Consider the following 24,041-nt stretch of genomic DNA (forward strand, 5'->3'; position numbering starts at 1 on the left):
CCCTTGGCATAAGATTTACTTTTCAATCTGGTCGCTGACGCTCCAAAACCAGTATCTGCTTATCCTTACGCAGAACCTCAAGAAAATAGACTAGCAGCCCCGGTTTTGACATACAATAGTGAAACTGGGGGTGACGAGATGAAAGAAGCTGCGGCACTGCCGCGGGGCGGGCGGCACAAGGCACCGCTGCGGCCGCTGTCGGCCATGGACCTGCCGTTTCTGGTGCTGGTACTCACGCTGGTGGGGTTCGGGCTGGTGATGCTGGGCAGTGCATCGGGGGCGGTGGCCCTTTACCGGCGGGGCGATGCCTTTGCCTACCTGCGCCCCCAGCTGCTCTACGCTGCCATGGGCATTGCGGGGCTGTGGATGGCCAGCCGGGTGGACTATCATATCTTCCACAAATTGGCCTGGCCGCTGCTGGGAGTCTCGCTGGTGCTGCTTGCGGTGGTGCTTTTTATGCCGGAATACAACGGCTGCAAACGGTGGCTGGTGCTGCCGGGGGTGGGTACCCTGCAGCCAAGCGAGATCGCAAAATTTGCCGTGGTGCTGGTGTTTTCGCACATCATCTCGCTGAACCATGACAGGATGCGCAGCTTTGCGGTGGGGGTGCTGCCCTTTGTGCTGGTGCTGGGGGTGGTGGCGGCGCTGATGCTGCTGGAACCCCATCTTTCGGGCACTTTGCTGATCCTGGGCATCGGGGCAGTGCTGATGTTCGTGGGCGGCACAGGTCTGCGGTGGTTCGTGCTGGCGGGCGTGGGCGGGGCGGCCGCCATCGGGGCAGCGGTGGTCGTTATGCCGGACCTTGTGCCCTACGCCGCCGACCGCCTGCGCTCCTGGCAGGACCCCTTTGCCGACCCGCTGGGGGACGGCCACCAGACCATCCAGAGCCTGTACGCCATCGGCTCCGGCGGAGCCACCGGGCTGGGGCTGGGGAACAGCCGCCAGAAGCATCTGTTTGTGCCCGAACCCCAGAACGACTTCATCTTCTCCATCGTCTGCGAGGAACTGGGCTTTGTGGGGGCCTGCGCCGTGGTGCTGCTGTTCGTGCTGCTGCTCTGGCGGGGCATTACCATTGCCGCCCATGCTCCCGACCGTTTTGGGGCACTGCTGGTGGTGGGCTTTACCGTGCAGGTGGCCCTGCAGGCTGTCCTCAATGTGGCCGTGGTCACCAATACCATCCCCAACACCGGCATCAGCCTGCCCTTTTTCTCCTCCGGAGGAACGAGCTTGATGATGCTGTTGGGAGAGATGGGTATTGTCCTATCCGTATCAAGAGGTGAGACCTGACGGAATAGAAAACATAAAGTTGAATTGCCAAAGGCTCTCCCTTTGGGAGCAACGACGACGACCACCGCCTGCGGCGGAATGAGGGAGGAGTTGTTGGGGCCGCGGCCAGCAGGACGCAAGCGCAAGGGTTTGCGCGAAGCGGATGCTGGGAGCCGCAACCCGGTGCTGGCGCAAAGCGCCTGAGAGGGCGAGGATGCTATAAATTACAAAACAAACTTGTCCGCCTCACACTCCGGCCCTGTTTTGCATACGGTGGGGTATCTTTTGCGGAATGGGGGCACGGACATGGAGGAACGAATCGTGGTGACAGGGGGCCGCCCGCTGAACGGAAGCGTAAAAATTCCGGCGGCAAAAAACAGCGTTCTGCCGCTTTTTGTGGCATCACTGCTCTGCACGGGAGAGGTGCGGCTCCAGGCTGTGCCCCGCCTTGCAGATGTGGAACACTGCATGGCGCTTTTGCGGGGCGTGGGCTGTGCCGCCCGGTGGGAGGGCAGTGATGCGGTACTCTCCGGCCCGCCTGCCAACAGCACTTTGCCGGGGCAAACAGCGGGACAAATGCGGGCCTCCATTTTGTTCTGCGCGCCCCTGCTGGCAAGGCTGGGCCGCGCCGAGACCAGCCTGCCCGGCGGGTGCCGCATCGGGGCCCGGCCCATCGACCTGCATCTGGCGGGGCTGGCAAAAATGGGGGCGGTGGAGCTGGAAGCGGGAGAAGGGCGGCTGGTGCTGACGGCTCCCTCCGGCCTGCACGGGGCCGAGATCACCCTGCGTTTCCCCAGCGTAGGGGCCACTGAGACGCTTCTGCTGGCCGCTGCCTGTGCCAAGGGCAGGACCATCCTGCGGGGGGCGGCCCGGGAACCGGAGATCGCCGACCTTGCCGCTTTTCTGAACCGGTGCGGCGGCTGCATCGAGGGGGCAGGCAGCTCCACGATCCGCATCGAAGGGCGGCGGGGACTTTCCGGGTGCTGTTTTTCGCCCCTGCCCGACCGTATTTTTGCTTCCACGCTGGCCTGCGGCTGTGCGGCGGCGGGCGGCCGGGTGGAATTGACCGGCTGCGCCCCTGCGCTCTATGCACCGGTGCTGGAAATTCTGGGACAAATGGGGTGCCGGGTGGAACCGGCAGGGGATACGGTGCGAATTTCCCGCTTTGGGCGGCTGCACGGGGCAGGCCGGGTGTTCACCGGAGCCTATCCGGCCCTTGCCACCGATGCCGCCCCGCTGCTGGCGGCGGCAATGCTCTGTGCCGACAGCGAGAGCAGCATCGAGGACGTGATCTTTGAGCGCCGGTTCGGCTGTGCCGAGGGTTTTTGCCGCCTGGGTGCACAGGCCGAAACGGCGGGCAGGGTGCTGACCATTGCACCGGGCGGCCATTTGTGCGGCACCGTGGTGGAGGCCCCCGACCTGCGGGGCGGGGCGGCACTGGTGCTGGCGGGGCTTGCGGCCCGGGGAACCACGGTCATCACCCACCCGGCGCATATCGACCGGGGCTATGCCGGATTTACAGAGATTTTGGCCGGTTTGGGGGCGCAAATTCGGCGGGAATCGGCCCCGGGAAACGGGTCGGTGAAAAAAACCTCTGCAAAAAAACAAATTTGTCTTGCAATCGGGACAAAAAGATGATACGATACAGTTATATAAGTATAGTATCGAACTCTTCTTGTGCGAAAAGCGCAGGTTTACGATAACATATCCGATGGAGGACAAAAGTTATGGCACTCATGCTCGACGAAGAAATGGATGAAAACGTTACGACGATCAAGGTCATTGGTGTGGGCGGCGGCGGCGGCAACGCAGTCAACCGCATGGTCAGCGACGGTCTGCAGGGCGTAGAATTTATTGCAATGAACACCGACCAGCAGGCGCTGGCCAAGAACCATGCTGCCACCAAGGTGCAGCTGGGCTCCAAGCTCACCAAGGGCCGCGGCGCGGGTGCTGATCCCGAGATCGGCCAGCGTGCTGCCGAGGAAAGCAAGGACGAGATCGCAAATGCCCTGAAGGGCTCCCAGATGGTCTTTATCACTGCCGGTATGGGCGGCGGCACCGGCACGGGTGCGGCTCCTGTTGTGGCTGAGGTGGCACACGATCTGGGCATCCTGACCGTGGGCATCGTCACCAAGCCCTTCTCCTTTGAGGGCAAGCGCAAGATGGGCCTGGCAGAGCAGGGCATTGCAAACCTGCTCATGCACGTTGACAGCCTGATCGTTATCCCGAATGAGCGCCTGAAGATGATCAGCCAGGAAAAGATCACCCTGATGAACGCCTTCCAGGCCGCCGATAATGTGCTGCGTCAGGGCGTGGAGTCCATCTCCGCTCTGATCAATGTGCCCGCCTTCATCAACCTGGACTTCGCCGACGTGCGCTCCATTATGAAGGATGCCGGTTACGCCCACATGGGCGTGGGCAGCGCCAAGGGCGCAGGTAAGGCAGAGAATGCTGCCAAGGCTGCAATCTCCTCTCCGCTGCTGGAAACCAGCATTGCCGGTGCACACGGCGTGATCATCAACATCACCTCCAGCCCCGATATCGGCCTGGAGGATGTCGAGACTGCTGCCGGCCTCATCACCCAGAGCGCTCACCCCGATGCAAACATCATCTGGGGTACTGCGTTCGATGAGAACCTGTCCGATGAGATGCGCGTTACCGTTGTGGCCACCGGCTTTGACAACAAGGCTGCCGATGGCCTGCGCAGCAGCCTGAACAACGCCGCCGGTGCCGGTGCTTCCACCCCCAGCGCAGTGTTCAGCTCTGATGTGTCCGGCGCGGGTGCTGCAAAGCAGCAGCCTGCTGCCGCCGCAAACAGCGCTGCAAAGCCGGTGGAGGAAGAGAGCAGCGACAACCGTTACTACGATGAGCTGCTGGCGATCCTGAATAAGCGCAAGTAAGTTTGTAAGTTACAGTGTGAACCGCCCGGGAGGGGGCGTGGTCTCTTGCGCGCGTGAGCGGGAGGAGCAGAGATGGTACCAAACGACATCTGGCTGCGCACCGAATGGCTGAGCTGCCGCAGGACCAGTGTGCTGCGCTGTGTGGAGCGTTATTGTGCCGCCGCTGCCCGTGAATACCGCCGCGCTCTGCGCAGGGTGCAGGAAGTGGAGGAAATGATGGCGCAGGTCGAACCGGAAACCGGGAGACGGCTCCCGAGCCAGCCCGCTCAGGCGGAGCTGTTGAACCGCCGTCTTGCTGCTGCCAATGCGGAAATCCGCCGTTACCAGACCCGGCTTTACGCCTGTGAGCGGGAGATGGTGGCACTGCGGCAGGAGAACGCCGAGCTGGAAGCTCTGTGTGAGCAGGCGCGGGCAAACAGCCTGCTGCCGCCCGTGCCCCCGCAGCCCAAGGTGCTGGAACAGCCCGGCCTGCCGGTGATCGTGTTCCACCCGGCGGCGGATGCTCCCAAGGCAGAGCAGCCCCAGCCGGATGCTGTACCGGAGCAGGAGCCTGCCCCGCAGGCCGCACCGCCGGAACCAGAGGAGGAACGCCGCCCCTTTGCGCAGCCAGACTGGAAGCCCACCACGGCGCTCGACCATCAGGCGGTGGATCTGGTACATCAGCTGGAAAGCTTAATGACTGTATAACAAAAAGACGATGCACAAACGCTGTGCATCGTCTTTTTTGCATCTTGGGGATGTTACCGCACGGCGCTGGTACGGTGTTCCATGAGGTAGGTGGCCTTCAGGTCGGCAATGTGGAGCTTGACGGCAAGCGGATATTTGTCGTAGGCCTCCGAGATGGCAAAGCAGCCGCCTTTGGCCGCATCGTCGAAGCCGCCCATGTGCCAGCGGATGGCTACCGCTTCCTCGACCTTCAGCTTCATAAACCGCTCGATCAGGAACACGCTCTTCTCGCCGTGACCATAGGGGAACAGATCCTCCACGCTGTAGCTGGGCACCTTTTCCCACTGGCCGGTGGCATCGTTCTTCACATTGCGGGTGCCCTTTTTGTAGTAGTTGGCCTTGCACAGATCGTGCAGCAGAGCACAGATGGCATAGCTCTCCTCACTCTCGCCCTCGGTGAAAAAGCCGTCGTGGAGGGCATGGTAGACGTTCAGGCTGTGCATGCACAGCCCGCCGTCACAGGCCCCATGGAACCGGGTGGAGGCCGGAGCCGAGAAGAAATCCGTCTTGTTGTCCAGCCAGTCCAGCAGCTTTTCGCTGCCCGGGCGGGAGACATACTGATGCCAGATCTGCAAAAACTCCTCACGGTAGTCCATCTTACAGCTCCAGATCTTCCAGAATGCCCTTGAGGATGGCCAGCTCTTCGCCGCTCAGGGAAATGCCCTTGCCCATGCGGGTACCGTCCGGGGACCAATCACGGATGTCGTACTTGGGTTCGCCGTCATTCCAGCTGATGAGGTTGAGCTGGCGCTCCCAGCCGCGGGGACGCTGAGACAGCACTGCAATGCGCTGGACCACTTCGTATTTGATTTCTGCCATATTTCCTTACCTGCCTTTGCTTTGTTTGTTATCATAATATAAGAACGCGGCGAAGATTTCAACAGGTAATTGGAAAATAATTTGAAAATTTTAAATTTACTTGCAGGAGACGCAAGCGATATTCACAGAACGGCACGTTCTGTCAAAGGCTCCCCCGCCGGGGGAGCTGGCGCGCGGAGCGTGACGGAGGGGGTCAACCATAAGGCTCCTCTTCCCGCAGACGAACCAGTTCTTTTACCGCCTCCGGGTCATCCGGTGCGGGCTGGCGGCTGTTTCGCTTCTGCTCCGTGCTGAACAGCCCGGGGGCATACTGTGCCATTACCCCGGGTGTATTTCCTGCCAGAAATTCCTCGGCGTTTTTCTGCATACAGGCTGCCGGTGTGCCGTCCGTCATGGGGACCGCCTGGATCGGCGGCACATCCGGTTCCGGCGGCGGCAGCTGCACCTCCGGGCTGTCCGGCTGGCTGGGCAGTGCCCCCAGCGGCGGGCTCACCCGGCTGGATGTGGGGCCGACATGCTTTTGCTTGTGGGACATAAGAAACACCTCCGCACTTAATGTGTGCGGAGGTGTGGTCGTTTATGCGGGAAGGCCCTGCTCTGTACAACCTCTCAGTCGCAGGCTTCGCTGCGACAGCTCCCCTAGTAGGGGAGCCCTTGGCAAAAGGCTTTTTTTTCGCTATTTTCGCTGGCGCTCCAAAAACAGTATCTGCCGCAAGGTGAAAATGTTAACGTCAGCAGGGCAAATAGTAGCGAAGCGCTTACACTCGAAAACGCGACGGAATGCCAAGGCCTCCCCTACTAGGGGAGGTGGCATCAAGCGAAGCGAAGATGACGGAGAGGTTGTATGGAAGGATGGGCTGCCCATTGAATCCGGAGTCTTCTGGTTACGTCACAATCTCCACCCAACTGCCCCCGCTCCGCTCCTTATGCACGACCACCTGCCGGTCGATGCGGTCCTTCAGGGCGGCGACATGGGAGATGATGCCCACCAGTCGGTCGCCTTCGGTCAGGCCGGAAAGCACCCGGATGGCTTGCTCCAGCGATTCCTCATCCAGCGAGCCGAAGCCCTCATCGAGGAAGAGGGTGTCCAGCCGGATGCCGCCTGCGGTGCTCTGGACTTCATCGGAAAGGCCCAGGGCCAGCGCCAGCGAGGCCTTGAAGCTCTCGCCGCCGGACAGGGTCTTGACACTGCGGCGGGTGCCGTTGTAGTGGTCGATGACTCCCAGGTCAAGGCCCGACTGGCTGCGCTGGTTCTCGGCACCGATGCGCTCCAGCTCGTACTGGCCCGCCGTCATCTGCATCAGGCGGGTGTTGGCGTGGACAAGGATGCGGTCGAGGTAGTTCATCTGGATGTAGGCCTCCAGCCGGATCTTCTGCTTGCTGCTCAGGGTGCCGCCCGCCGTGGAGGCCAGTGCGTTCACCCACTGCCAACGGGCATCCAGCGCGTCCCGCTGGTCGGCAAGCTTCCGGTGATCGGCCAGCGCCCTCCGGTTGGGGAGCAGCCGGGCGTTCAGGTCTTTCTCCTGTGCGGCAAGGGCTTTGCGACGGGCCAGCAGCTCGTTCTGCTCTGCTTTGAGCGCCACGATCTTCTGGGGCTGCGCGATCTGCTCCGCAGCCTGCCGGGCTTCCAGTGTCTGCACCGCAGCCTGGGCGGCGGCAGAAGCCTGCTGGGCTGCCGTCACCTGCGCTTCCAGAGCGGTGCGCTGTTCTGCCTGTGCTTTGCGCTGGGCTTCCAGCTCTTTTTTGCGGCGGCAGTCGGTATGGTTTTTGGTCTGGCGCTGCTTCAGGTCAGCCTGTACAGTGTGCAGAGCATCGTTCTCCTCGGCCAGCGCAGTCCTGAGCAGGCTCACGGTCAGGGGCACCGGCCCCTCGGGCGAAGTGAACCGCTCAGGCAGGAGCGCTTCGGCATCCTTCCGCAGCTGGGCACGGCCCTCCTGCTCCCGCGTCAGCGCTTCCCGCGCGGCGGCACTGGCCTCCTGTGCGGCGCTGTCGGCCTGGGCGGCGGCCTGCTTGGCTTTGTTTACCTGCACTTCGGTGGGGGCGGTGCGGGGCAGGTGGGCTTTGGCCGGGTGGTGGGTGCTGCCGCAGACAGGGCAGGCGGCTCCCTCTTCCAGCGTCTGAGCCAGCAGGCCCGCCTGCGCATCCAGAAAAGCACGCTCCAGTGTGTCACGGGCAGAATGGGCCTCGGTCTGTCTGCCCGCCGCCTGCCGGTAGGCCTCCTGTGCGGTGCGTGCGGCGGTGTTCCGGTGCTGGCACTCTGTCAGGCTCCGGGCCAGCTCGTTCAGTGCGGTTTCCCGCTGGGCAAGACGGGCCGCTTCTGCCTCCAGCTCTACCCGGCGGGTGTCGGCATCGGCCAGAGCGGCAAGCTCTGCTTCAGAGGCCGTGAGTGCCGCATCCAGTGCTTCCAGCGTTTTGCGCCGGGTGCTGGCCTTGGCGGATTCCAGCTGGGCGGTGCTTCGAGCCTTGGCCAGTTCTCTGGCAACCTCCTGCCGCTGGCGCTCTGCCTGCTCTGCCGCGCCCAGCGTGGTCTGTAACGTGCTCAATTGCCTGTCCAGCGCAGCCAGCGCGTCTGCGGCCTGTGCGGCGGCGGCTTCCTGCCGGGCGGTCAGCCCCTCCAGCAGGGTGGTCACTGCGTCCGGCGGCATCTGCGCTGAAAGTGCCCCCAGTGCTTCGGCCTCCGGGTCTGTGGCATCATACGAGATGCCCGCAAGCACTGCGTCCAGCTTTGCGTTCAGGGCGGCGCGTCGGGCTGTGAGGGCGGAGTTTTCCTCGGCCAGCGCTTCCTGCAGTTTCTGGTAGCGCTGGGTGCGGAACAGCTTCCGGAAGATCTTGCTCCGCTCCTCGGTGGTGGCGTTGAGCAGCCGGGTGAACTGCCCCTGCGCGATCATGGCGATCTGGGAAAATTGGTTGTAGTCCAGCCCGATGATATCAATGACAGCGGCAGTCACCTCCTTGGCCTTGGTCACAGGCGGGCGGCCGTCGGCATAGGTCAGGGCGGCATCCGCCTTTTCAGTGGTGAATCCCTCGCCCCGTGCCTTGGGGCGCAGATACTCCGGGTTGCGCCGGACGGTGTACCGCTGCCCCCGCACCTCAAATTCCAGCTCCACAAAGGTGGGGGTGCCGGGGTCTGCATATTTGCTGCGGAGCATGGCCCCATCCCGCACGCCGCCGCTGGAATGATCATACAGGGCGTAGGTGATGGCATCGAACAGGGTGGTCTTGCCCGCGCCGGTGTCGCCGGTGACGAGGTAGAGCCCGCCTCTGCCCAATTGCTCCAGCGGCAGGGTGGTGGTGCCTGCATAGGGGCCAAAGGCCGAGAGGGTCAGCTTGAGCGGTCTCATGCGTCCTCCTCCTTCCAGATGCTTTCAATGAGCTGCTGGCAGAATGCCGCCTGCTCATCGGTCAGGGGCTGGTTGTTCTGCAGTTGGTAAAAATCTGCAAAGTGCTCCAGCGGCGTTTTCTGTTCGGCCTTTGCAGGGGCATCCAGCTCCTGCCGGGTCTGGGTGCGGCGGTTGTCGTAATCCAGCCGCATCAGGTTGGGGTAGATGACCCGCAGGCGGGCCAGTGCCTCGGGGATGTCCTGCTCATCGGTCAGGGTGATGTGCAGGTAGTCGTCCACGGCGTTGCCCTCGTAATTGCGGCGGTCGGTCAGCTCCATGTAGCTGCCGCGCAGCTCCCGCAGATCGTGCCGGGGCACCAGCGGTTCGGTGGCAATGGTCACGCTGCCCTTTTCATCCAGCTCCACAAAGGTCACGCTCTTGTGCTGGCTGGCCTCCGAGAAGGAATATTTCAGCGGCGTTCCGCAGTAGCGCAGGGTGTCCCGGCCCACCTTCTGGGGGCTGTGCAGATGCCCCAGCGCCACATAGTCGAACTTGTCGAACAGGGCGGCATCCACCCAGTCGATGCCGCCCACGCTGGGCTCCTCGCTCTCGCAGGAGGCAGCTCCTGCCACGAACTGGTGTGCCACCAGCACACTGCGGCGGGCCGGGTCAGGCGAACAGTGATCCAGCACGCAGGCAAGGGCATCGTTGTAGCTCTCAATGGGCGCGTCCGGCCAGACGTGCCGCACCATGGTGGGCTTCAGAAAGGGCAGTAAGTACAGATCGACCGGGCCGTGTGCGTCGGTGAGGGTGATGGGCTCCGGCGGGCCGGAAAACACCGGCGAGACGTAGACCCTGCTTTCGGCCAGCAGGGCAGAGCCAAAGGCCACCCGGTCGGCGGAATCGTGGTTGCCCGAGATGGCGAACACCGGCAGCTCCCGGTGGGAAAGCTCGGTGAGGAACCAGTCCAGCAGGCGGACCGCCTCGGCAGGCGGCACGGGTTTGTCGTACAGGTCACCGGCCAGCAGCACGGCATCCACGGGGTGGGAATCGAGCAGGGATAAGATCTGCTCTAAAATATAGCGCTGGTCGTCCAGCATGGAGAACTCGCAGACCCGTTTGCCCAGGTGCAGGTCGGAGAGGTGGAGAAAACGCATGGGGAAGCCCCCTTTCTAAAAGGATGGCTCTATTATACCACGGAATGTTCTCTTTTGCGTGCCAAAAGAGAACCAGAAAAGCACCCGCTACTTTCGAAGCGCGGGAGGCACGAACTAGGGGCTGCTCGCCCCTAGTAACCCCAAAGCAGAGGGCTCCGAACAAAAATGCTGGAGATTCCCGCCTGTCGGCGTGAAGATCTCTTCACCGCATTTTTGCCCGGAGCCGATTGAAATTTTTAACTAGCGGGGAACAGCTTCTCCCAGGTGGCCTTACCCACGGCACCGTCAGCGTTCAGGCCGTTGCGGCGCTGGAACCGCTGAACAGCGGCGGCAGTCCGGGAGCCGAACTTTCCGTCCGTGCCGATCTTCTCCCCCAGCGTGTTGAGCTTCTGCTGGATGAGCCGGATGGTGCCGCCGGACATGCCGGTGCGCATCACGATGCCGGGATAGGGCACCGCCAGCCCGTGCTTTGCGGTGTACTTTGCGTAGAGGACGTTCCAGGTGTTTGCCCCGACTTTGCCGTCCATGTTCATATTGTTCCGGAGCTGGAATTCTTTCACGGCGTTTTCGCTCCTGGTGCCAAAGCGGCCGTCTGTGGTCAGTGCGGGGTAATAGCTGCACTGGTCACGCACGCCGTTCAGCCAGGTCTGCACCAGGGCTTCGTCCGGGCCGTAGGAGCCCTTTTGGATCAACGAATAATAAGCGGGGATCGCCATTGTGGTCACACTCCTTCCACGACAGCGTATGCAGCGCTGTGGGGAGGTGTGCCATAGCGTTTTTGCCCTCTCCGTCTTTGCTTCGCGCCTGAGAGGGCGAGGCTGTTTCGACCAGCACCTTATCCTCCCGGCTCGCCGTCACCCGCTGCCACCACTCCACGCATTTGAACCGCACCACATACGACCCACACACCAGATCGTTTTCCTCCGGCAGGGCGTAGGTGCCGCAGGCAGAGCGGCACAGCCCCGGGTAGAGCACGCACCACCAGTTTTTGCCGTGGCGGGCGTTGCCGCCCAGGTCGATGCGCAGAGCCTGATACCGCCCGGCGGGCAGGATGCCGGTGGAATAGCGGGTGGTATCGAAGTACATTTCCACCAGCTGTACCGTAACGGTGGAAAAGATCCCCCGTCTTGCCAGCACGGCCCGGGCCGTCAGCTCCAGTGCGGGCAGGTTCTCTGCCGCCCAGCGCAGGGCGGCAGGCTTGTCCTGTGCGGTGCAGTGGACATCGGCGTAGGCCAGAACAGCATCCCGCACGGCGAGCTTGACGGTCTGGTCGGCAGGGGAATCGCTGTCGGCCCGGATGTGGAAGCGCAGGGTGTCGGCACAGAGGAGGGCCCCGGTGTCCAGCTGTGCCTGCCCCCAGCGCAGGGCAGCAGGCAGGGCGCTCAGGAGCAGCGCAAGGGAAAGCACGGCGCACCCCAGCGCCATCTCACGGCGGGTGAGCGTGCGGGCAAAGAATGGCAGCATAAAAAACAGGCCCCTTTTCTGGAAATGATAACCAGAGAATGGGCCTGTTTGACACATTTTATTCTGATACTTGATTTTTGCAGTGAAGCCTGACTGTAATGCCAAGGGCTCCCCCTTCGGGGGAGCTGGCAATGCGAAGCATTGACTGAGAGGGTTGTTCCTTTTAGTTCTTCAGGGACTGCATGGGAGCCGGCAGGCGGCCGCCGCGGTTGATGAACACCGAGGGGTCACGCTGATTGACCGGCATGATGGGGCCATAGCCCAGCAGACCGCCGAAATCCAGGATCTCGCCTGCCTTGCGGCCGATGGCGGGAATGACGCGGACAGCGGTGGTCTTGCTGTTCACCATGCCAATGGCGGCTTCGTCGGCGATCAGGGCGCTGATGACAGCGGGGGTGGTGTCGCCGGGGATGATGACCATATCGATGCCCACCGAGCAGACAGCCGTCATGGCTTCCAGCTTTTCGATGGTCAGGCAGCCGCACTCGGCGGCGTGGATCATGCCGTCGTCCTCGCTGACGGGGATAAAGGCACCGGAGAGGCCGCCCACATGGTTGGAGGCCATCACGCCGCCCTTCTTCACAGCATCGTTCAGCAGGGCCAGGCAGGCCGTGGTGCCGCAGCAGCCGCAGGTCTCAAGGCCCATCTCTTCTAGAATGTTGGCCACGCTGTCGCCCACAGCAGGGGTGGGGGCCAGCGAAAGGTCGATGATGCCTGCGGGCACGCCCAGAGCCTTGGAGGCCAGATTGGCCACCAGCTGGCCCACGCGGGTGATCTTGAAGGCGGTGCGCTTGACCAGCTCCGCCACCTCGTCGATGGGAGCATCCTTGGGCAGCTTTGCCAGCGCGGCGCGCACAGCGCCGGGGCCGGAAACGCCGACGTGGATCTCACAGTCGGGCTCGCCGGGGCCGTGGAATGCACCGGCCATGAAGGGGTTATCCTCGGGTGCGTTGCAGAACACCACCAGCTTTGCCGCGCCGATGCACTGGCGGTCGGCGGTCAGTTCGCTGGCCTTCTTCACGGCTTCGCCCATCAGCTTGATGGCATCCATGTTCAGGCCTGCCTTGGTGGCACCGATATTCACCGAGCTGCACACGATGTCGGTCTCGGCCAGTGCGCGGGGGATGGACTCGATCAGGCGGCGGTCACCGGCCGAGAAACCCTTGTGCACAAGGGCGGTGTAGCCGCCCACAAAGTTCACGCCCACCTTTTTGCCTGCGGCATCCAGTGCCTTGGCAAAGTCCACGGGGTCTGCCTCGGGGCAGGCACCCAGCAGCATGGCAATGGGGGTGACGCTGATCCGCTTGTTGATGATGGGAATGCCGTACTCGGCGCTGATATGCTCCACGGCGGGCACCAGATCGGCTGCCTTGGTGGTGATCTTGTTGTAGATTTTTTCGCAGGCCTTCTTCGGGTCCGGATCAATGCAGTCCAGCAGGCTGATGCCCATGGTGACCGTGCGCACGTCCAGATTGTCCTGCGTGAACATCTCGATGGTCTCGAGGATGTCGCCGGTATTCATCATGCTCATAAGAGTATCCTTTCTGAACCTCTCCGTCTTTGCTTCGCAATGCCACCTCTATTAAGGGAGCTGGCGCAAAGCGTCTGAGAGGTCTTGTCTGTTAGATGGTATGCATCGCGTCAAAAACTTCCTGACGGGTCAGATTGATCTGCATCCCCATCTCCTTGGCCAGAGCATCGGTGCGGGCGTGCAGCTCCTCATGGCTGACGCTGCACTTGGAGATGTCCACCAGCATGATCATGGCAAACATGCCCTGCAGAACGCTCTGGGTCACATCCTCAATGTTGATGTTCAGCTCACAGCAAAGGGCGGCCACTTTGGCAACAACGCCCACGGTATCGTGTCCGATGACAGTGATAAACGCTTTCATATTCCTTACCCCCATTGTTTCTGGTAAAAACCCCTCAGGCGCTTCGCGCCAGCCCCCCCTGGTAGTGGGGCCTCTGGCGTTGCGTGGAGTTTTGCAAGTTCCCCGTTCCGCACAAACTGTATCATTCTGCCAAGGCCGCCCCTATTAGGGGAGGTGGCAAAGCCGTCAGGCTTTGACGGAGGGGTTTGACGGAAGAGTTCAATTCCAGTATAGCAGATTTGCCGATTTTTGAACACTCTTTTTGGAAAAAAGAGCAGTTTTCAGGCGGAAAAGACATTCTATACTGCTTTGATGTAAAAAACAAGATGCAAAGCGGCGATTCTTGTGCTATACTGAAAAATAACAGCGGGGCGGGTACGCCCACCCGCGCAAAACAAAGGAGAAATGACCATGGAACAGCTTTTGAAGATTCTGGAAGACAATGCGCGGCTGCCCATTGAGGACATTGCCACCATGCTGAATAAATCCCCCGCCGAGGTGGCGGCTATGATCGACCTGGCCCGGGCGCAGGGCATCATCAAGGGCTACAAGACCCTTGTGGACTGGGAAAAGGCCGGGGTGAACCGGGTGGAAGCAGTCATCGAGCTGAATGTCAGCCCCAAGAAGAGCCGCGGCTTTGATGAGATCGCAGCCACCATTGCCGCCTTTGACGAGGTGGAGAGCGTGCTGCTGATGAGCGGCGGCTATGACCTGCAGCTGGTCATCAAGGGCCAGACCTTCCAGGAGATCGCCCTGTTCGTGGCAAAGCGCCTGAGCCCGCTGGACGATGTGCTGTCCACTGCCACCCATTTTGTCCTGCGCACCTATAAAAAAGAGGGCCGCCTGTATCAGGACGAAGAGATCGATGAAAGAGAGTGCACGGTTCTGTGATGGATTACGATAAACTGATCGCGCCTGCCGCACGGGAGATGCGCCCCTCCGGCATCCGCAAATTCTTCGATCTGGCCGCTGATATGCCCGAGTGCATCAGTCTGGGCGTGGGCGAGCCGGATTTCAAAACACCGTGGGCTGTGCGGGAAGCAGGCATCGAGAGCCTGGAGCATGGCCGCACCCGCTACACCGCCAACGCAGGCCTGAAAGAGCTGCGGGCGGAGATCTGCAGATATCTGGAGCGCCGGATGCACCTGCACTACGACCCCCTGCGGGAGGTGCTGGTGACCGTGGGCGGCAGCGAAGCCATTGATATGTGCATCCGCGCCATTGTGCAGCCCGGGGATGAGGTGATCATCCCGGAGCCCTGCTTTGTCTGCTATGAGCCCATCACCACCCTGTCCGGCGGTGTGCCGGTGCATGTGCCCTGCCGCCAGGAGGATGAGTTCCGCCTCAGGCCCGAGGCCCTGAAAGCCGCCATCACCCCCAAGACCAAGCTACTTATCATGCCGTTCCCCAACAACCCCACCGGTGCGGTGATGGAGCGGGAGGATCTGGAAGCCATTGCGGAGGTCCTGCGGGATACCAACGTCATGGTGCTTTCGGATGAGATCTACGCCGAGCTGAACTACGGCCTGCGGCCCCATGTCTCCATTGCCACCCTGCCCGGCATGGCCGAGCGGACCATTGTGGTGAACGGTTTTTCCAAGAGCTATGCCATGACCGGCTGGCGCTTGGGCTATGCCTGCGGCCCGGCTCCCATCATCAAAATTATGACCAAGATCCACCAGAGCGCCATTATGAGCGCCCCCACCACCAGCCAGTATGCGGCCATCACCGCCCTGCGGGAGTGCGACGGCGAGATCGACAAGATGCGGGATGAGTACAACATGCGCCGCCGCCTGGTGGTGCACGGCTTTAATTCTATGGGCCTGACCTGCTTTGAGCCGCGGGGCGCGTTTTACGCCTTCCCCTGCATCAAGAGCACCGGTATGACCAGCCAGGAGTTCTGCACAAAGCTGCTGGAGCAGAAGCATGTTGCCATCATCCCCGGCGATGCCTTTGGCGCTTCCGGCGAGGGCTACTGCCGTGTTTCCTATGCTTACAGCGTGGAGCACCTGACCGAGGCCATGAAGCGCATCCGGGAGTTCCTGAAAGAAAATGGCATCAACAGCGGAGAGCAGTGAGGAGGAAGAACGATGGCAAAACTGAACTGCGTGACCGTTCTGGCCCCGGCCAAGCTGAATCTGGCGCTGGATGTGGTGGGCCTGCTGCCCAACGGCTACCATAACCTGGATATGACGATGCAGGCCATCACCCTGTACGAGCGGGTGGTGCTGCGCCGCAGCCAGAACCTGAGCCTGACCCTGCCGGGCAGCCCGGTGGCCGCCAACGATTCCAACACGGCCATCAAGGCGGCGCTGGCCTTCTTCCACTATACCGGCCTGCTGGCGGGTGTAGAGATCACCATTTACAAGAATGTGCCGGTGCGTGCCGGTATGGCGGGCGGCAGCGCCGATGCCGCCGGTGTGCTGGTGGGCCTGAACGTCCTTTACGGCGCAAAGCTCTCCATGAGTGAGCTCTGCGCGCTGGGGGCAAAGATCGGCGCGGATGTGCCCTTTGCCTTGATGGGCGGCACCTGCCGGGTGCAGGGCGTGGGCGATGTGATGAAAGCCCTGCCGCCCTGCCCGGACTGCTGGTTCACGGTGGTCATGCCCGATTACGGCGTTTCCACCCCGGAAGCCTTTGCCGCTTATGATAAAGTGGGCAGCAGCACCCACCCCGACTGCGAAGCCCAGGAAAAGGCGATCCGCGCCGAGGATCTGGCAGGTGTGTGTGCCGCCGCAGGCAACGCGCTGGAGGAATGCAGCGGTGCCAGAGACAACGAGGCCATCAAGACCGCGCTGAAAGAGAACGGCGCTGTCACTGCCCTGATGACCGGCAGCGGCGCGGCTGTGTTTGGCATCTTTGAGAGCGAAGAAGCTGCCCGAAGCGCCGCCGAGGCTGTCAGGGCGCAGTGGCCGCAGGTGTATGTGGCTCGGCCCGAACGGGGCGGCGCGCGGGTCATCAGCCCGAAGTGGATGCTGTAACATGCATAACCTCCTTTCCAATGGGGAAAACTGCCCAAAGGAAAGGAGGTCTTTTTGTGCAGACCTTTTATAAAGTGTGTCTGATCCTGATGATCATTGGCGGCATCAACTGGGGGCTTGTGGGCCTGTTCCAGTTTGACTTTGTGGGCTGGCTGCTGGGCGGCAGCAGCTCCATCTGGTCGCGCATCGTGTTTACGGTGGTGGGCGTGGCCGCTGTCTGTGGCATCCCGGGGCTGTTTGCAGAGGAAACGGAAGAATGAAAAACGGCTGCTGCACGGAAAATGTGCAGCAGCCGTTTTTGTGGATCATTCAGTTATCCCAACCCACCAGATCGGGCAGGGTAAGGGTCTCGTCCGAGCAGTGGGGGTCTGCGGGGCCGTCGGTGGGGGCGGTGGCCTTTTCCACAGCCCGCACGATCTCGCTGATGGCGGCGCAGTCCTCGGGCAGGTCGGTCTGGCTGCGGCCCGAGTGGGTGAACAGGATCTTGCCCAGATGGCCCACCACCAGCGTCAGCGGCAGCAGCTGAGGGGCTTTGGTGTCGTAGTGGTAACCAGCATCTCTGGCGGCCTTGTAGATCTTCTGGGCCGCAAAGCTCCAGCTCAGCAGGCCGCGGGTCTGCTCTACGCCCAGGTAGCCGTACAGCACGCCGGGGCCGTCGCAGATGACAGGAAAGGGGAAATCTGAGCCGTGGGTGGCTTTTGCCACCGCCTGCGCCGAGGAACGCACCACACAGACAAGCCGCGCCCCCTTGAGCTGGGGCAGTGTTTTCAGGTAACGGGTGATATATTCGCGGCTGACAGGGTGGTCGAACCCGGGCAGGAAGATCATGCACAGCGGATGCTCCCCCTCGCACAGGGCGTAAAAATCATTGCCCGGCACCGTGGGGGTGTCGTAGGTGAAACGGGGGATGCTCGTCCCCACAAGATGCTCGCTTTTCATACCGCAATGCACATCCTTTCCATCATCACCAAAACCTCTCCGTCATTGCTGCGCAATGCCACCTCTCCTAATAGGAAAGGCAAGAAAACAGCAGCATAAGCTTGGCTCCCCTAATAGAGGAACGGGGGCATCAGCACTTGAGAGGTCGTCCTATAAAAAAATCCACACACTGGCCTTGTGGCAGGCCAGCGGTGGATGCAATGCTATAAAAAGATCCCGCCCGGTCGTCTGCGGCAATCAAACCTACCCTTACGGACAGGTGGGTGCCCTGTCGCCGGATTCACGCTTCCTCATCGAACCTCCATGGTCGACCCATGGCGGGGAGGTCTGCAATCCGCCGGAGAACTCCGGGCTCCCGTTGAATGATTAGTAGGATCATATAAACCGCAACAAATCGCGCCGGGCAGGAAGTCTTGCCTGGGAATCTGTCTGTGCTGGGGAATTACTCGATCTCGAACTGGTCGCTCAGGCGCTGCTCAAACAGCTTGCTGACTTCCATCAGAGTCTCGTCATCCTCCACAACGTCCAGATATTCGCCCTCGCTGTCCTCGCCCACGCTCAGGATGACCAGCTGTGCGTCCTCGTTGACATCCTCTTCATCCTCTGCGTATTCGACAACTGCAAGGTAATGCACGCCCTTATGGTCCAGCGCATCGATCACTTCAAACGTGACCTCATTGCCGTCCTCATCCTCAAGAGTCATCAGATCGGGCTGATATTCCTCTTCGGTGTTCGGGTTCTTGATCTCTTCTGCCATAAGATACGTTCTCCTGTCTATCCAAACCCAATCAAAGGGATGGTACTCAAATAAAATTACGCACACAGCCCGGGATCTGCTGCGTTCCCGCCGTCCCTTGCTGTGCTTATAGTGTAGCGTTTTTTTGCCTGCTCGTCAAGATGTTTTTCGCACAGAAAATGCACGACAAATTTTCACGCATTTCCCTCTCGCTTCCCGGGCAGAAATATGCTATACTGAACTCTGTGCATCTCCCGCGTGCGGGGGAACTGCTATCAGAATATGAACGGAGGGATCTGTTTATGAATAAGACCCGTGTCCGGCTGGCGGCGCTGCTGCTGGCCGTGAGTTTTGCACTGTCCGGCTGCAGCCTTGTGAAAAACATCGGCGGCAGCAGCGGAGCCGGAACAAAGACCATCACCCGCCCGGCGGTGGAATCGGCCGAGCTGCAGTTCACCCACCCGGCAGCGGGGGAACCCGTGGCGGTGTTCGATACCACGGCGGGGGTGTTCCGGGCGGTGCTCTTCCCGGAGCAGGCCCCGCAGGCCTATGATAACTTTGTGGGTCTGGTGCAGGCGGGCTACTATAACGGCCTGACCGTGACCCGTGTGGAGCAGGACTTTGTGGTGGAAGCCGGTCAGGGTGCTGACGGCAAGGGTACCACCATCTGGAACGGCAGCCGCTACCCGGCTGAGGCCACCGACAAGCTCCACCATTATTCCGGTGCCCTCTGCATGGCGGCGGACTCCTCCGGCAAGTGCGCCAGCGTCTTTTATATCATGTCCACTCTGCCCGGCGGGGATTCCATCACCCAGGAACTCACCGACCAGATGAACAGTGCAGGCTATCGCGCTGAGGTCGTCTCGGCCTACCAGACCGCCGGCGGCGCGCCTTACCTCGACTACACCGATACCGTGCTGGGCCAGGTGTACGAGGGGATGGACGTGGTGGACACCATCGCTCAGGCAGCGGTGGATGAGAACCAGAAGCCCACGGAAACGATCACCATCAACAGCGTCAGCATTGAGACATATCAGGCGCAGTAACAACTGAAAATGACAAAACCGGCTTTCCCGTGGCAGCAGGAAAGCCGGTTTTGTGCTGAATGGAGAGAATGGGGGATATATCGGTCAGCGGGAAAGGCCGCTGACCCCACTGGCAATGACACCGCCGTCCATGACGATATCCGTGCCGGTGAGATAACCGAGCCGTTCGTCCAGCAACAGGGCATACAGCGCGGCGATCTCTTCTGGCCTGCCGTTCCGCTTGAGGGCGGAATGGGCGGTAAAGGTCTGGGCTTCGGCGCTTTCCAACTGGCCCATGGGAGTATCAAAGTTGCCGGGGGTCACACTGAGGCAGCGCACCCCTTTGGCACCAAAGCGGGCGGCATCGGTTTTGGCAAACCAGATGACGAAATGCTTGCTGATGGAATAGGCCACACCGGTGCGGGCGTTTTTGGGCATCAGGTTGATGCGAACCATCATCTTTTTCAAAAATTCTTTCCGGTCGGTGCGGGCAAGGGGATAACTGTGTTTTGGCATGATGAATCCGGGGGCCAGATAGGCGCTCATGCTGGATGTATCAATGACACAGCCGCCCGGGGCCATGACCGGGTAAAAGGCATCATTGATGTTGATGGTCCCCAGTGCATTGGCCCGCAGAATGGCTTCCGGGCTGCCCATGTGGGGACTCATGCCAGCAATGTGGAGCAGGGCTTTCACGGGGCCGCAGACGGCGGCGTGCTGTGCCAGCTTTTCGCAGGCAGAGCGGTCGGCAAGGTCGCAGGAAAAGGCTTCGGCTTCGTGTCCGGCTTTGGCCAGCTCGGCCACGGCGCTTTCCAGTTTTGCGGCAGTGCGGCCTACCAAAATCATATGATATCCGGCTTCACAGACCAGCTTGGCCGTGGCGCGGCCCATGCCGCTGCCGCCGCCGGTAATCACACAGACAGGTTTCATCTTCGGTTCCTCCCTTATTTGATCTTGCCGGTGGCTTTGAGCCAGGCGGCGGTGTCGTGGAGTGTTTCGGCGTAGGGACGGGGTGCAAAGCCCAGCTCGTTCTTGGCCTTGGAACAGTCAAAGGTGTTATTACGCTCCAGGTTGTAGACCGCAAATTCGGTCAGCACGGGCTTTGTGCCCTTTTTGGCGGCCGACTTTTCCATCTGTTTTGCGGCAAGGTGGGCGAAGGAAAGGGGAAGGTAGAACTTGCAACCCTTGCAGCCGGTATCCTCTTTAAGCATCCGGCACATTTCCTTCAGGGTGACTTCATCATTGCTCAGGATGTAGCATTCACCTTTGCGGCCCTTGTCGGCGGCGGCAATGGTGCCTGCGGCCAGGTCACGCACATCCACCATGTTGAAGCTGCCCGCCATGCCGATGGGCATTTCACCGTTCAGGATCTGGGTCAGGGTGCGGGTGGTCTGGCCAATGGCCGGGTCGTTGGGGCCGATGATGCCGCTGGGGTGGACAACGCAGGCGTTCAGGCCCGCGTGGGCGGCATCCAGTACCTTCTGGGTGGCCATGGCCTTGCTGCGGCTGTACCAGCCTACCACCTTTTCCTCTTCATAGGGGACGAACTGATTCACTTCCCGGATGGGCTGCCCAGCGGGCAGCTCAGGAATAGCACCGGTGGAGGAAACGTACACGAACTTCCTGCATTCCGGGTGGTGCTTGGCGGCGGCAAGCATATTCTCGGTGCCGCCCACATTGACGGCGATCAGCTTCTCGCTGTATTCCGGGTCGATGGTGACCATGCTGGCACAGTGGATGCAGACGCTCTGGCTGCCCTCGGGGATGTTGAAGAAAGCTTCACAGTCCTCTGCGCTGCACAGATCGCCCTCAAAAACCTCGACCTCAGCGGGCAGATACTTGCGGGCAGGATCCCCCTTGAGGACGAAGGCCCGGATGTGCTCCCCCCGTTCGATCAGCTGAGTGCAGATGTTGATGCCCAGGAAACCGGCCGCGCCGGTCAACAGATAAGTGGTGTTGATGTTCATATTCATTTCCTCCCGCTTTTCTCTCAAAGTGTACGATACGGTTTACAGCATTGCGGCCAGACCCAGCCCCATGCTGTCGAACCCCTCAGAGACAGCCAGATAGGCATCCATCGTGTCCTCGTCGATACGGACGGGAGAAGAGGTGTTCCGGTTTTTGAGGCTGTTCAGAGTGGCAGCGAGTGCCAGACCGATGCCGTAGCTTGCACCGCCCTCAGTCAGGGTGTAGTAAGTATCCAGTGCGGTCTCGTCCAGGGTGGAAGCGGTCATGTTCTTGCGGTTCATCATGGTAAGTGTCCTCCGTTTTATGTTTGAATGTTTGTTGTTTGTTCTGTTGTGGAGCTCCGTGCTCCCTTGCGATGGCTAAAGGATACCCGACCAAGGTAAACGCAAGGTGAATATTTCTGTTTATCTTTTGTTTATCTTTGGGTGTATAATAGAGCCATACCATAGAAAGTGAGGAGAACGCCATGCTGAAAATTCTGGTTGCGGAAGATGACGTGAGCACCAACAAGCTGCTCTGCGCCATCTTAAAGATCAACGGCTATGAAGCGATCCCGGCCTTCAACGGCGAAGCGGCGCTGGACATCATCGACCACCAGCACATTGACCTGCTGCTGTGCGATGTGATGATGCCTAAAATGGATGGCTTTGCCCTGACCCAGGCCATCCGGGACGGCGGCAGCATGATGCCCATCCTGATGCTGACGGCCAAGGCTCTGCCCGAGGACAAGCACACCGGTTTTCTGGTGGGTACGGATGACTACATGACCAAACCGCCGGATAAGACTGAGCTGCTGCTCCGCATCAAGGCTCTGCTCCGCCGGGCCCGCATCGTGGACGAGCATAAGATCACGGTGGGGGATGTGGTGGTGGATATGGACAGCCACACGGTCCGTCGGGGGATGGAGGTGCAGACCCTGCCGCCCAAGGAGTTTGAACTGCTGTACAAACTGCTGGCCTACCCGGAGCGCACCTTTACCCGGATGGAATTGCTGGACGAGATCTGGGGCATCGACAGCGAGAGCGATGACAAGACCGTGAATGTCCACATCAACCGCCTGCGCAACCGCTTCTACGACTGGCCGGAGTTCGAGATCCAGACCGTCCGTGGCCTTGGCTACCGGGCCGTGAAGAAAGTGTGATCCAATGAAAAACGCATTCAACCGGCTGCGCAGCGGCATGGAGACCTTGAACCTGACCATGCTTCTGATCCTGAACCTCTTTTTCATGGTCTTTCTGCTGCTGGCCGTCTGCACCGTGCTGGTCCTGGCCGGTGTGGACGAGGGATTTCTCTATCACGATGGACAGGTCGAGCTCGGTGGTGCATTGGCCTTTGTCTATACCGTCTGCATCCTGATCGCTGTGAGCATGGTGGTGATGATACGGATGGTCTTTATCCACCCATTGCAGCGGAACATTGAGGCTATGAAAAAATTGGCAAATGGGGACTTTACCGTGCGTGTAAATCACGCGGAACACGGCTACGTGCCCCGGGAGATGGTCGAGTTTGAGCAGAGCTTCAACAAGGCAGCGGAGGAGTTGGGCGGCACTGAGATCCTGCGGAAGGATTTTATCAACAACTTCTCCCATGAATTCAAAACGCCCATCGTCAGCATCAGCGGCTTTGCCGACCTGCTGCTGGAGGAGCAGCTGCCGCCCGAGGATCAGAAGGAATATCTGACCATCATCCGGGATGAGAGCAGGCGGCTGGCCGACCTGGCAACGAATGTTCTGACCCTGAACCGGGTGGAGAGCCAGACGATCCTGACCGACAAAGCGTGCTTCTCCCTGGATGAGCAGCTGCGCCAGAGCGTGCTGGTGACCCAGCAGAAGTGGCGGCAGAAGGAGCTGGATTTTGATGCCGATCTTGTCCCGGCAGAGTACACCGGCAGCGAGGGGCTGCTGAAAGAGGTCTGGCTCAACCTGCTGGACAACGCCGCCAAGTTCAGCCCTGAGGGCGGCACCGTGGCCGTGAACCTGCGCAAAGCAAAAAACGCCCTGATGGTCTCGGTGACCGATCAGGGCGAGGGGATGCGCGCCGACACGCAGGCGCATATCTTTGAACAGTTCTATCAGGGCGACACCAGCCACACCACCCAGGGCAACGGTCTGGGCCTTGCCATGGTGAAAAAGGTACTGGAGCTCCACGGCGGCAGTATCCAGGTGAACAGTGCACCCGGGCAGGGCAGCTGCTTTACCGTGACATTACCCATATAAACGAAAAAGAGGCGCTGAAAAGCGTCTCTTTTTGCTTCCGGTTCAAATTTCGCCGGGGTGTTCCTTGCGCCAGGCGAGGTAATCTTCCAGAATGACCGTGGCGCTGACGGAATCCAGAATGGCCTTGCGGTGGGCACCAAAAGTCCCCACCTCGTCCAGGATATCGGCGGCTTCACAGGTGGACTGCCGCTCGTCCCACATCCGCACGGGCAGGCCGCTCCAGATCTGCAAAGTCTTGCCCAGCTTGCGGCTCTTCTCGGCGCGCTCGCCCTCGGTGCCGTCCATGTTGAGCGGCAGGCCCACTACAATGAGCTCTGCCTTCTGTTCCTGGGCAATGCGGCAGACCTCGGCGGCCACCTTGGGCCGGGCCTTCAGGGTGATCTGGGGGGTGATGGGCGTGGTCAGGAATTCGGTGGGGTCGCAGACCGCAAGCCCCGTGCGGCTGGCACCGTAATCAACTGCTAGAATCTTCATGGGGAAGTGCCCCTCCTGTTTTGCTGTTTTTCCTCAGTTTACCACAGAATAGATTTTTCTTCAATTTTGCGGTAGAATAAAGTGATTAAACCTCTCAGTCTCGCCTTTGGCTCGCCAGCTCCCCTAGTAGGGGAGCCCTTGGCATATTGGGTCAGTTCGGTGGCTTGGGCTGAGATGCA

The 24,041-nt window shown here is 60.8% G+C and carries 27 protein-coding genes and 1 other RNA gene; 12 read left to right on the forward strand and 16 right to left on the reverse strand.

The genetic code is table 11. The features are described from left to right. Nucleotides 1-138 precede the first annotated feature (138 nt). The 4 genes from MTP42_RS03330 (at nt 139) to MTP42_RS03345 (ending at nt 4,853) form a co-directional block, all read left to right on the forward strand. Nucleotides 139-1,287 (forward strand): FtsW/RodA/SpoVE family cell cycle protein, encoded by a 1,149-nt coding sequence (locus MTP42_RS03330; RefSeq protein WP_249257969.1) that lies wholly within the window; start codon nt 139-141, stop codon nt 1,285-1,287. 285 nt (nt 1,288-1,572) lie between these two features. Beyond that, nucleotides 1,573-2,904, forward strand: coding sequence for a UDP-N-acetylglucosamine 1-carboxyvinyltransferase (locus tag MTP42_RS03335; RefSeq protein ID WP_227611512.1), 1,332 nt, complete (start codon nt 1,573-1,575; stop codon nt 2,902-2,904). A gap of 89 nt (nt 2,905-2,993) precedes the next feature. Further along, nucleotides 2,994-4,166, forward strand: coding sequence for a cell division protein FtsZ (gene ftsZ, locus MTP42_RS03340; RefSeq protein ID WP_005935636.1), 1,173 nt, complete (start codon nt 2,994-2,996; stop codon nt 4,164-4,166). Nucleotides 4,167-4,238: 72 nt separating this feature from the next. After that, nucleotides 4,239-4,853: a hypothetical protein gene (locus MTP42_RS03345; RefSeq protein ID WP_249257970.1), complete on the forward strand. Its 615-nt coding sequence runs from the start codon at nt 4,239-4,241 to the stop codon at nt 4,851-4,853. Between the two features lie 53 nt (nt 4,854-4,906). Here MTP42_RS03345 and MTP42_RS03350 read toward each other — a convergent pair whose 3' ends face one another. The 9 genes from MTP42_RS03350 to MTP42_RS03390 form a co-directional block, all read right to left on the reverse strand. Then, nucleotides 4,907-5,488, reverse strand: a complete 582-nt coding sequence (locus MTP42_RS03350) for a hydrolase (RefSeq protein ID WP_097772682.1) — start codon at nt 5,486-5,488, stop codon at nt 4,907-4,909. 1 nt (nt 5,489) lies between these two features. Next, nucleotides 5,490-5,711, reverse strand: coding sequence for a YdbC family protein (locus MTP42_RS03355; protein WP_005935630.1), 222 nt, complete (start codon nt 5,709-5,711; stop codon nt 5,490-5,492). Nucleotides 5,712-5,904: 193 nt separating this feature from the next. Then, nucleotides 5,905-6,246, reverse strand: a complete 342-nt coding sequence (locus MTP42_RS03360; RefSeq protein ID WP_249257971.1) for a hypothetical protein — start codon at nt 6,244-6,246, stop codon at nt 5,905-5,907. 349 nt (nt 6,247-6,595) lie between these two features. Beyond that, on the reverse strand, nt 6,596-9,052 hold the full coding sequence (locus MTP42_RS03365; RefSeq protein ID WP_249257972.1) for an AAA family ATPase: 2,457 nt from the start codon (nt 9,050-9,052) through the stop codon (nt 6,596-6,598). Then, nucleotides 9,049-10,188 carry an exonuclease SbcCD subunit D gene (locus MTP42_RS03370; RefSeq protein ID WP_249257973.1) on the reverse strand — a complete coding sequence of 380 codons (1,140 nt, stop codon included), beginning with the start codon at nt 10,186-10,188 and terminating at the stop codon, nt 9,049-9,051. Before MTP42_RS03370 ends, MTP42_RS03365 begins: the two co-directional genes overlap by 4 nt. A gap of 236 nt (nt 10,189-10,424) precedes the next feature. Continuing rightward, nucleotides 10,425-10,904, reverse strand: a complete 480-nt coding sequence (locus MTP42_RS03375) for a peptidoglycan-binding domain-containing protein (protein WP_249257974.1) — start codon at nt 10,902-10,904, stop codon at nt 10,425-10,427. Next, nucleotides 10,813-11,652: a stage II sporulation protein R gene (locus MTP42_RS03380; protein ID WP_249257975.1), complete on the reverse strand. Its 840-nt coding sequence runs from the start codon at nt 11,650-11,652 to the stop codon at nt 10,813-10,815. Before MTP42_RS03380 ends, MTP42_RS03375 begins: the two co-directional genes overlap by 92 nt. Nucleotides 11,653-11,815: 163 nt before the next feature. Continuing rightward, complete coding sequence (locus MTP42_RS03385; protein WP_249257976.1) at nt 11,816-13,183, reverse strand: PFL family protein; 1,368 nt, start codon at nt 13,181-13,183, stop codon at nt 11,816-11,818. Between the two features lie 91 nt (nt 13,184-13,274). After that, complete coding sequence (locus tag MTP42_RS03390) at nt 13,275-13,544, reverse strand: ACT domain-containing protein (RefSeq protein WP_098923015.1); 270 nt, start codon at nt 13,542-13,544, stop codon at nt 13,275-13,277. A 218-nt stretch (nt 13,545-13,762) separates the two neighbouring features. Here MTP42_RS03390 and MTP42_RS03395 point away from each other — a divergent pair, with 218 nt between their 5' ends. The 5 genes from MTP42_RS03395 to MTP42_RS03415 are packed head-to-tail and all read left to right on the forward strand — an operon-like array spanning nt 13,763 to nt 16,764. Further along, nucleotides 13,763-13,984: a hypothetical protein gene (locus MTP42_RS03395; RefSeq protein ID WP_249257977.1), complete on the forward strand. Its 222-nt coding sequence runs from the start codon at nt 13,763-13,765 to the stop codon at nt 13,982-13,984. Then, nucleotides 13,935-14,414: an Lrp/AsnC family transcriptional regulator gene (locus MTP42_RS03400; protein WP_005935606.1), complete on the forward strand. Its 480-nt coding sequence runs from the start codon at nt 13,935-13,937 to the stop codon at nt 14,412-14,414. The genes MTP42_RS03395 and MTP42_RS03400 overlap by 50 nt, the downstream gene beginning before the upstream one ends. Continuing rightward, nucleotides 14,414-15,601: a pyridoxal phosphate-dependent aminotransferase gene (locus MTP42_RS03405; RefSeq protein WP_117533514.1), complete on the forward strand. Its 1,188-nt coding sequence runs from the start codon at nt 14,414-14,416 to the stop codon at nt 15,599-15,601. The genes MTP42_RS03400 and MTP42_RS03405 overlap by 1 nt, the downstream gene beginning before the upstream one ends. Before the next feature lie 12 nt (nt 15,602-15,613). Continuing rightward, nucleotides 15,614-16,504, forward strand: coding sequence for a 4-(cytidine 5'-diphospho)-2-C-methyl-D-erythritol kinase (ispE, locus tag MTP42_RS03410; RefSeq protein ID WP_249257978.1), 891 nt, complete (start codon nt 15,614-15,616; stop codon nt 16,502-16,504). A 56-nt stretch (nt 16,505-16,560) separates the two neighbouring features. Next, nucleotides 16,561-16,764, forward strand: a complete 204-nt coding sequence (locus MTP42_RS03415) for a DUF378 domain-containing protein (protein WP_227611521.1) — start codon at nt 16,561-16,563, stop codon at nt 16,762-16,764. A 49-nt stretch (nt 16,765-16,813) separates the two neighbouring features. Here MTP42_RS03415 and MTP42_RS03420 read toward each other — a convergent pair whose 3' ends face one another. The 3 genes from MTP42_RS03420 to MTP42_RS03430 all read right to left on the reverse strand — a co-directional run bounded on the left by MTP42_RS03420 (nt 16,814) and on the right by MTP42_RS03430 (nt 18,200). After that, nucleotides 16,814-17,443, reverse strand: a complete 630-nt coding sequence (locus MTP42_RS03420; protein ID WP_098923009.1) for a hypothetical protein — start codon at nt 17,441-17,443, stop codon at nt 16,814-16,816. Between the two features lie 209 nt (nt 17,444-17,652). Next, nucleotides 17,653-17,856: non-coding RNA, 6S RNA (ssrS, locus tag MTP42_RS03425), on the reverse strand. Between the two features lie 29 nt (nt 17,857-17,885). Next, nucleotides 17,886-18,200: a DUF1292 domain-containing protein gene (locus MTP42_RS03430; RefSeq protein ID WP_005935590.1), complete on the reverse strand. Its 315-nt coding sequence runs from the start codon at nt 18,198-18,200 to the stop codon at nt 17,886-17,888. Between the two features lie 281 nt (nt 18,201-18,481). On the opposite strand from MTP42_RS03430, the gene MTP42_RS03435 reads away from it, so the two are divergent. Next, nucleotides 18,482-19,225 (forward strand): peptidylprolyl isomerase, encoded by a 744-nt coding sequence (locus MTP42_RS03435; RefSeq protein ID WP_243136809.1) that lies wholly within the window; start codon nt 18,482-18,484, stop codon nt 19,223-19,225. Nucleotides 19,226-19,309: 84 nt separating this feature from the next. Here MTP42_RS03435 and MTP42_RS03440 read toward each other — a convergent pair whose 3' ends face one another. From MTP42_RS03440 to MTP42_RS03450, 3 genes are read right to left on the reverse strand one after another with little or no spacing between them, the layout of a single operon-like run. After that, nucleotides 19,310-20,134 carry an SDR family oxidoreductase gene (locus tag MTP42_RS03440; RefSeq protein WP_249257979.1) on the reverse strand — a complete coding sequence of 275 codons (825 nt, stop codon included), beginning with the start codon at nt 20,132-20,134 and terminating at the stop codon, nt 19,310-19,312. A 14-nt stretch (nt 20,135-20,148) separates the two neighbouring features. Continuing rightward, nucleotides 20,149-21,171, reverse strand: coding sequence for an NAD-dependent epimerase/dehydratase family protein (locus MTP42_RS03445; protein WP_442899449.1), 1,023 nt, complete (start codon nt 21,169-21,171; stop codon nt 20,149-20,151). A 42-nt stretch (nt 21,172-21,213) separates the two neighbouring features. Then, a complete protein-coding gene (locus MTP42_RS03450) occupies nt 21,214-21,456 on the reverse strand; it encodes a hypothetical protein (protein WP_249257981.1) in 243 nt (80 codons plus the stop codon). Nucleotides 21,457-21,638: 182 nt separating this feature from the next. Here MTP42_RS03450 and MTP42_RS03455 point away from each other — a divergent pair, with 182 nt between their 5' ends. Together MTP42_RS03455 and MTP42_RS03460 are read left to right on the forward strand one after the other, a co-directional pair. Further along, nucleotides 21,639-22,313, forward strand: a complete 675-nt coding sequence (locus MTP42_RS03455; RefSeq protein ID WP_249257982.1) for a response regulator transcription factor — start codon at nt 21,639-21,641, stop codon at nt 22,311-22,313. 4 nt (nt 22,314-22,317) lie between these two features. After that, nucleotides 22,318-23,388 (forward strand): HAMP domain-containing sensor histidine kinase, encoded by a 1,071-nt coding sequence (locus tag MTP42_RS03460; RefSeq protein WP_249257983.1) that lies wholly within the window; start codon nt 22,318-22,320, stop codon nt 23,386-23,388. Nucleotides 23,389-23,430: 42 nt separating this feature from the next. On the opposite strand, the gene ruvX is transcribed toward MTP42_RS03460, so the two are convergent. Next, nucleotides 23,431-23,862, reverse strand: coding sequence for a Holliday junction resolvase RuvX (ruvX, locus tag MTP42_RS03465; protein ID WP_005935569.1), 432 nt, complete (start codon nt 23,860-23,862; stop codon nt 23,431-23,433). Nucleotides 23,863-24,041 lie beyond the last annotated feature (179 nt).

Origin of the sequence: Faecalibacterium sp. I2-3-92, from assembly GCF_023347315.1 — a bacterium.
GTDB classification, from domain to species: Bacteria; Bacillota; Clostridia; order Oscillospirales; family Ruminococcaceae; genus Faecalibacterium; species Faecalibacterium duncaniae.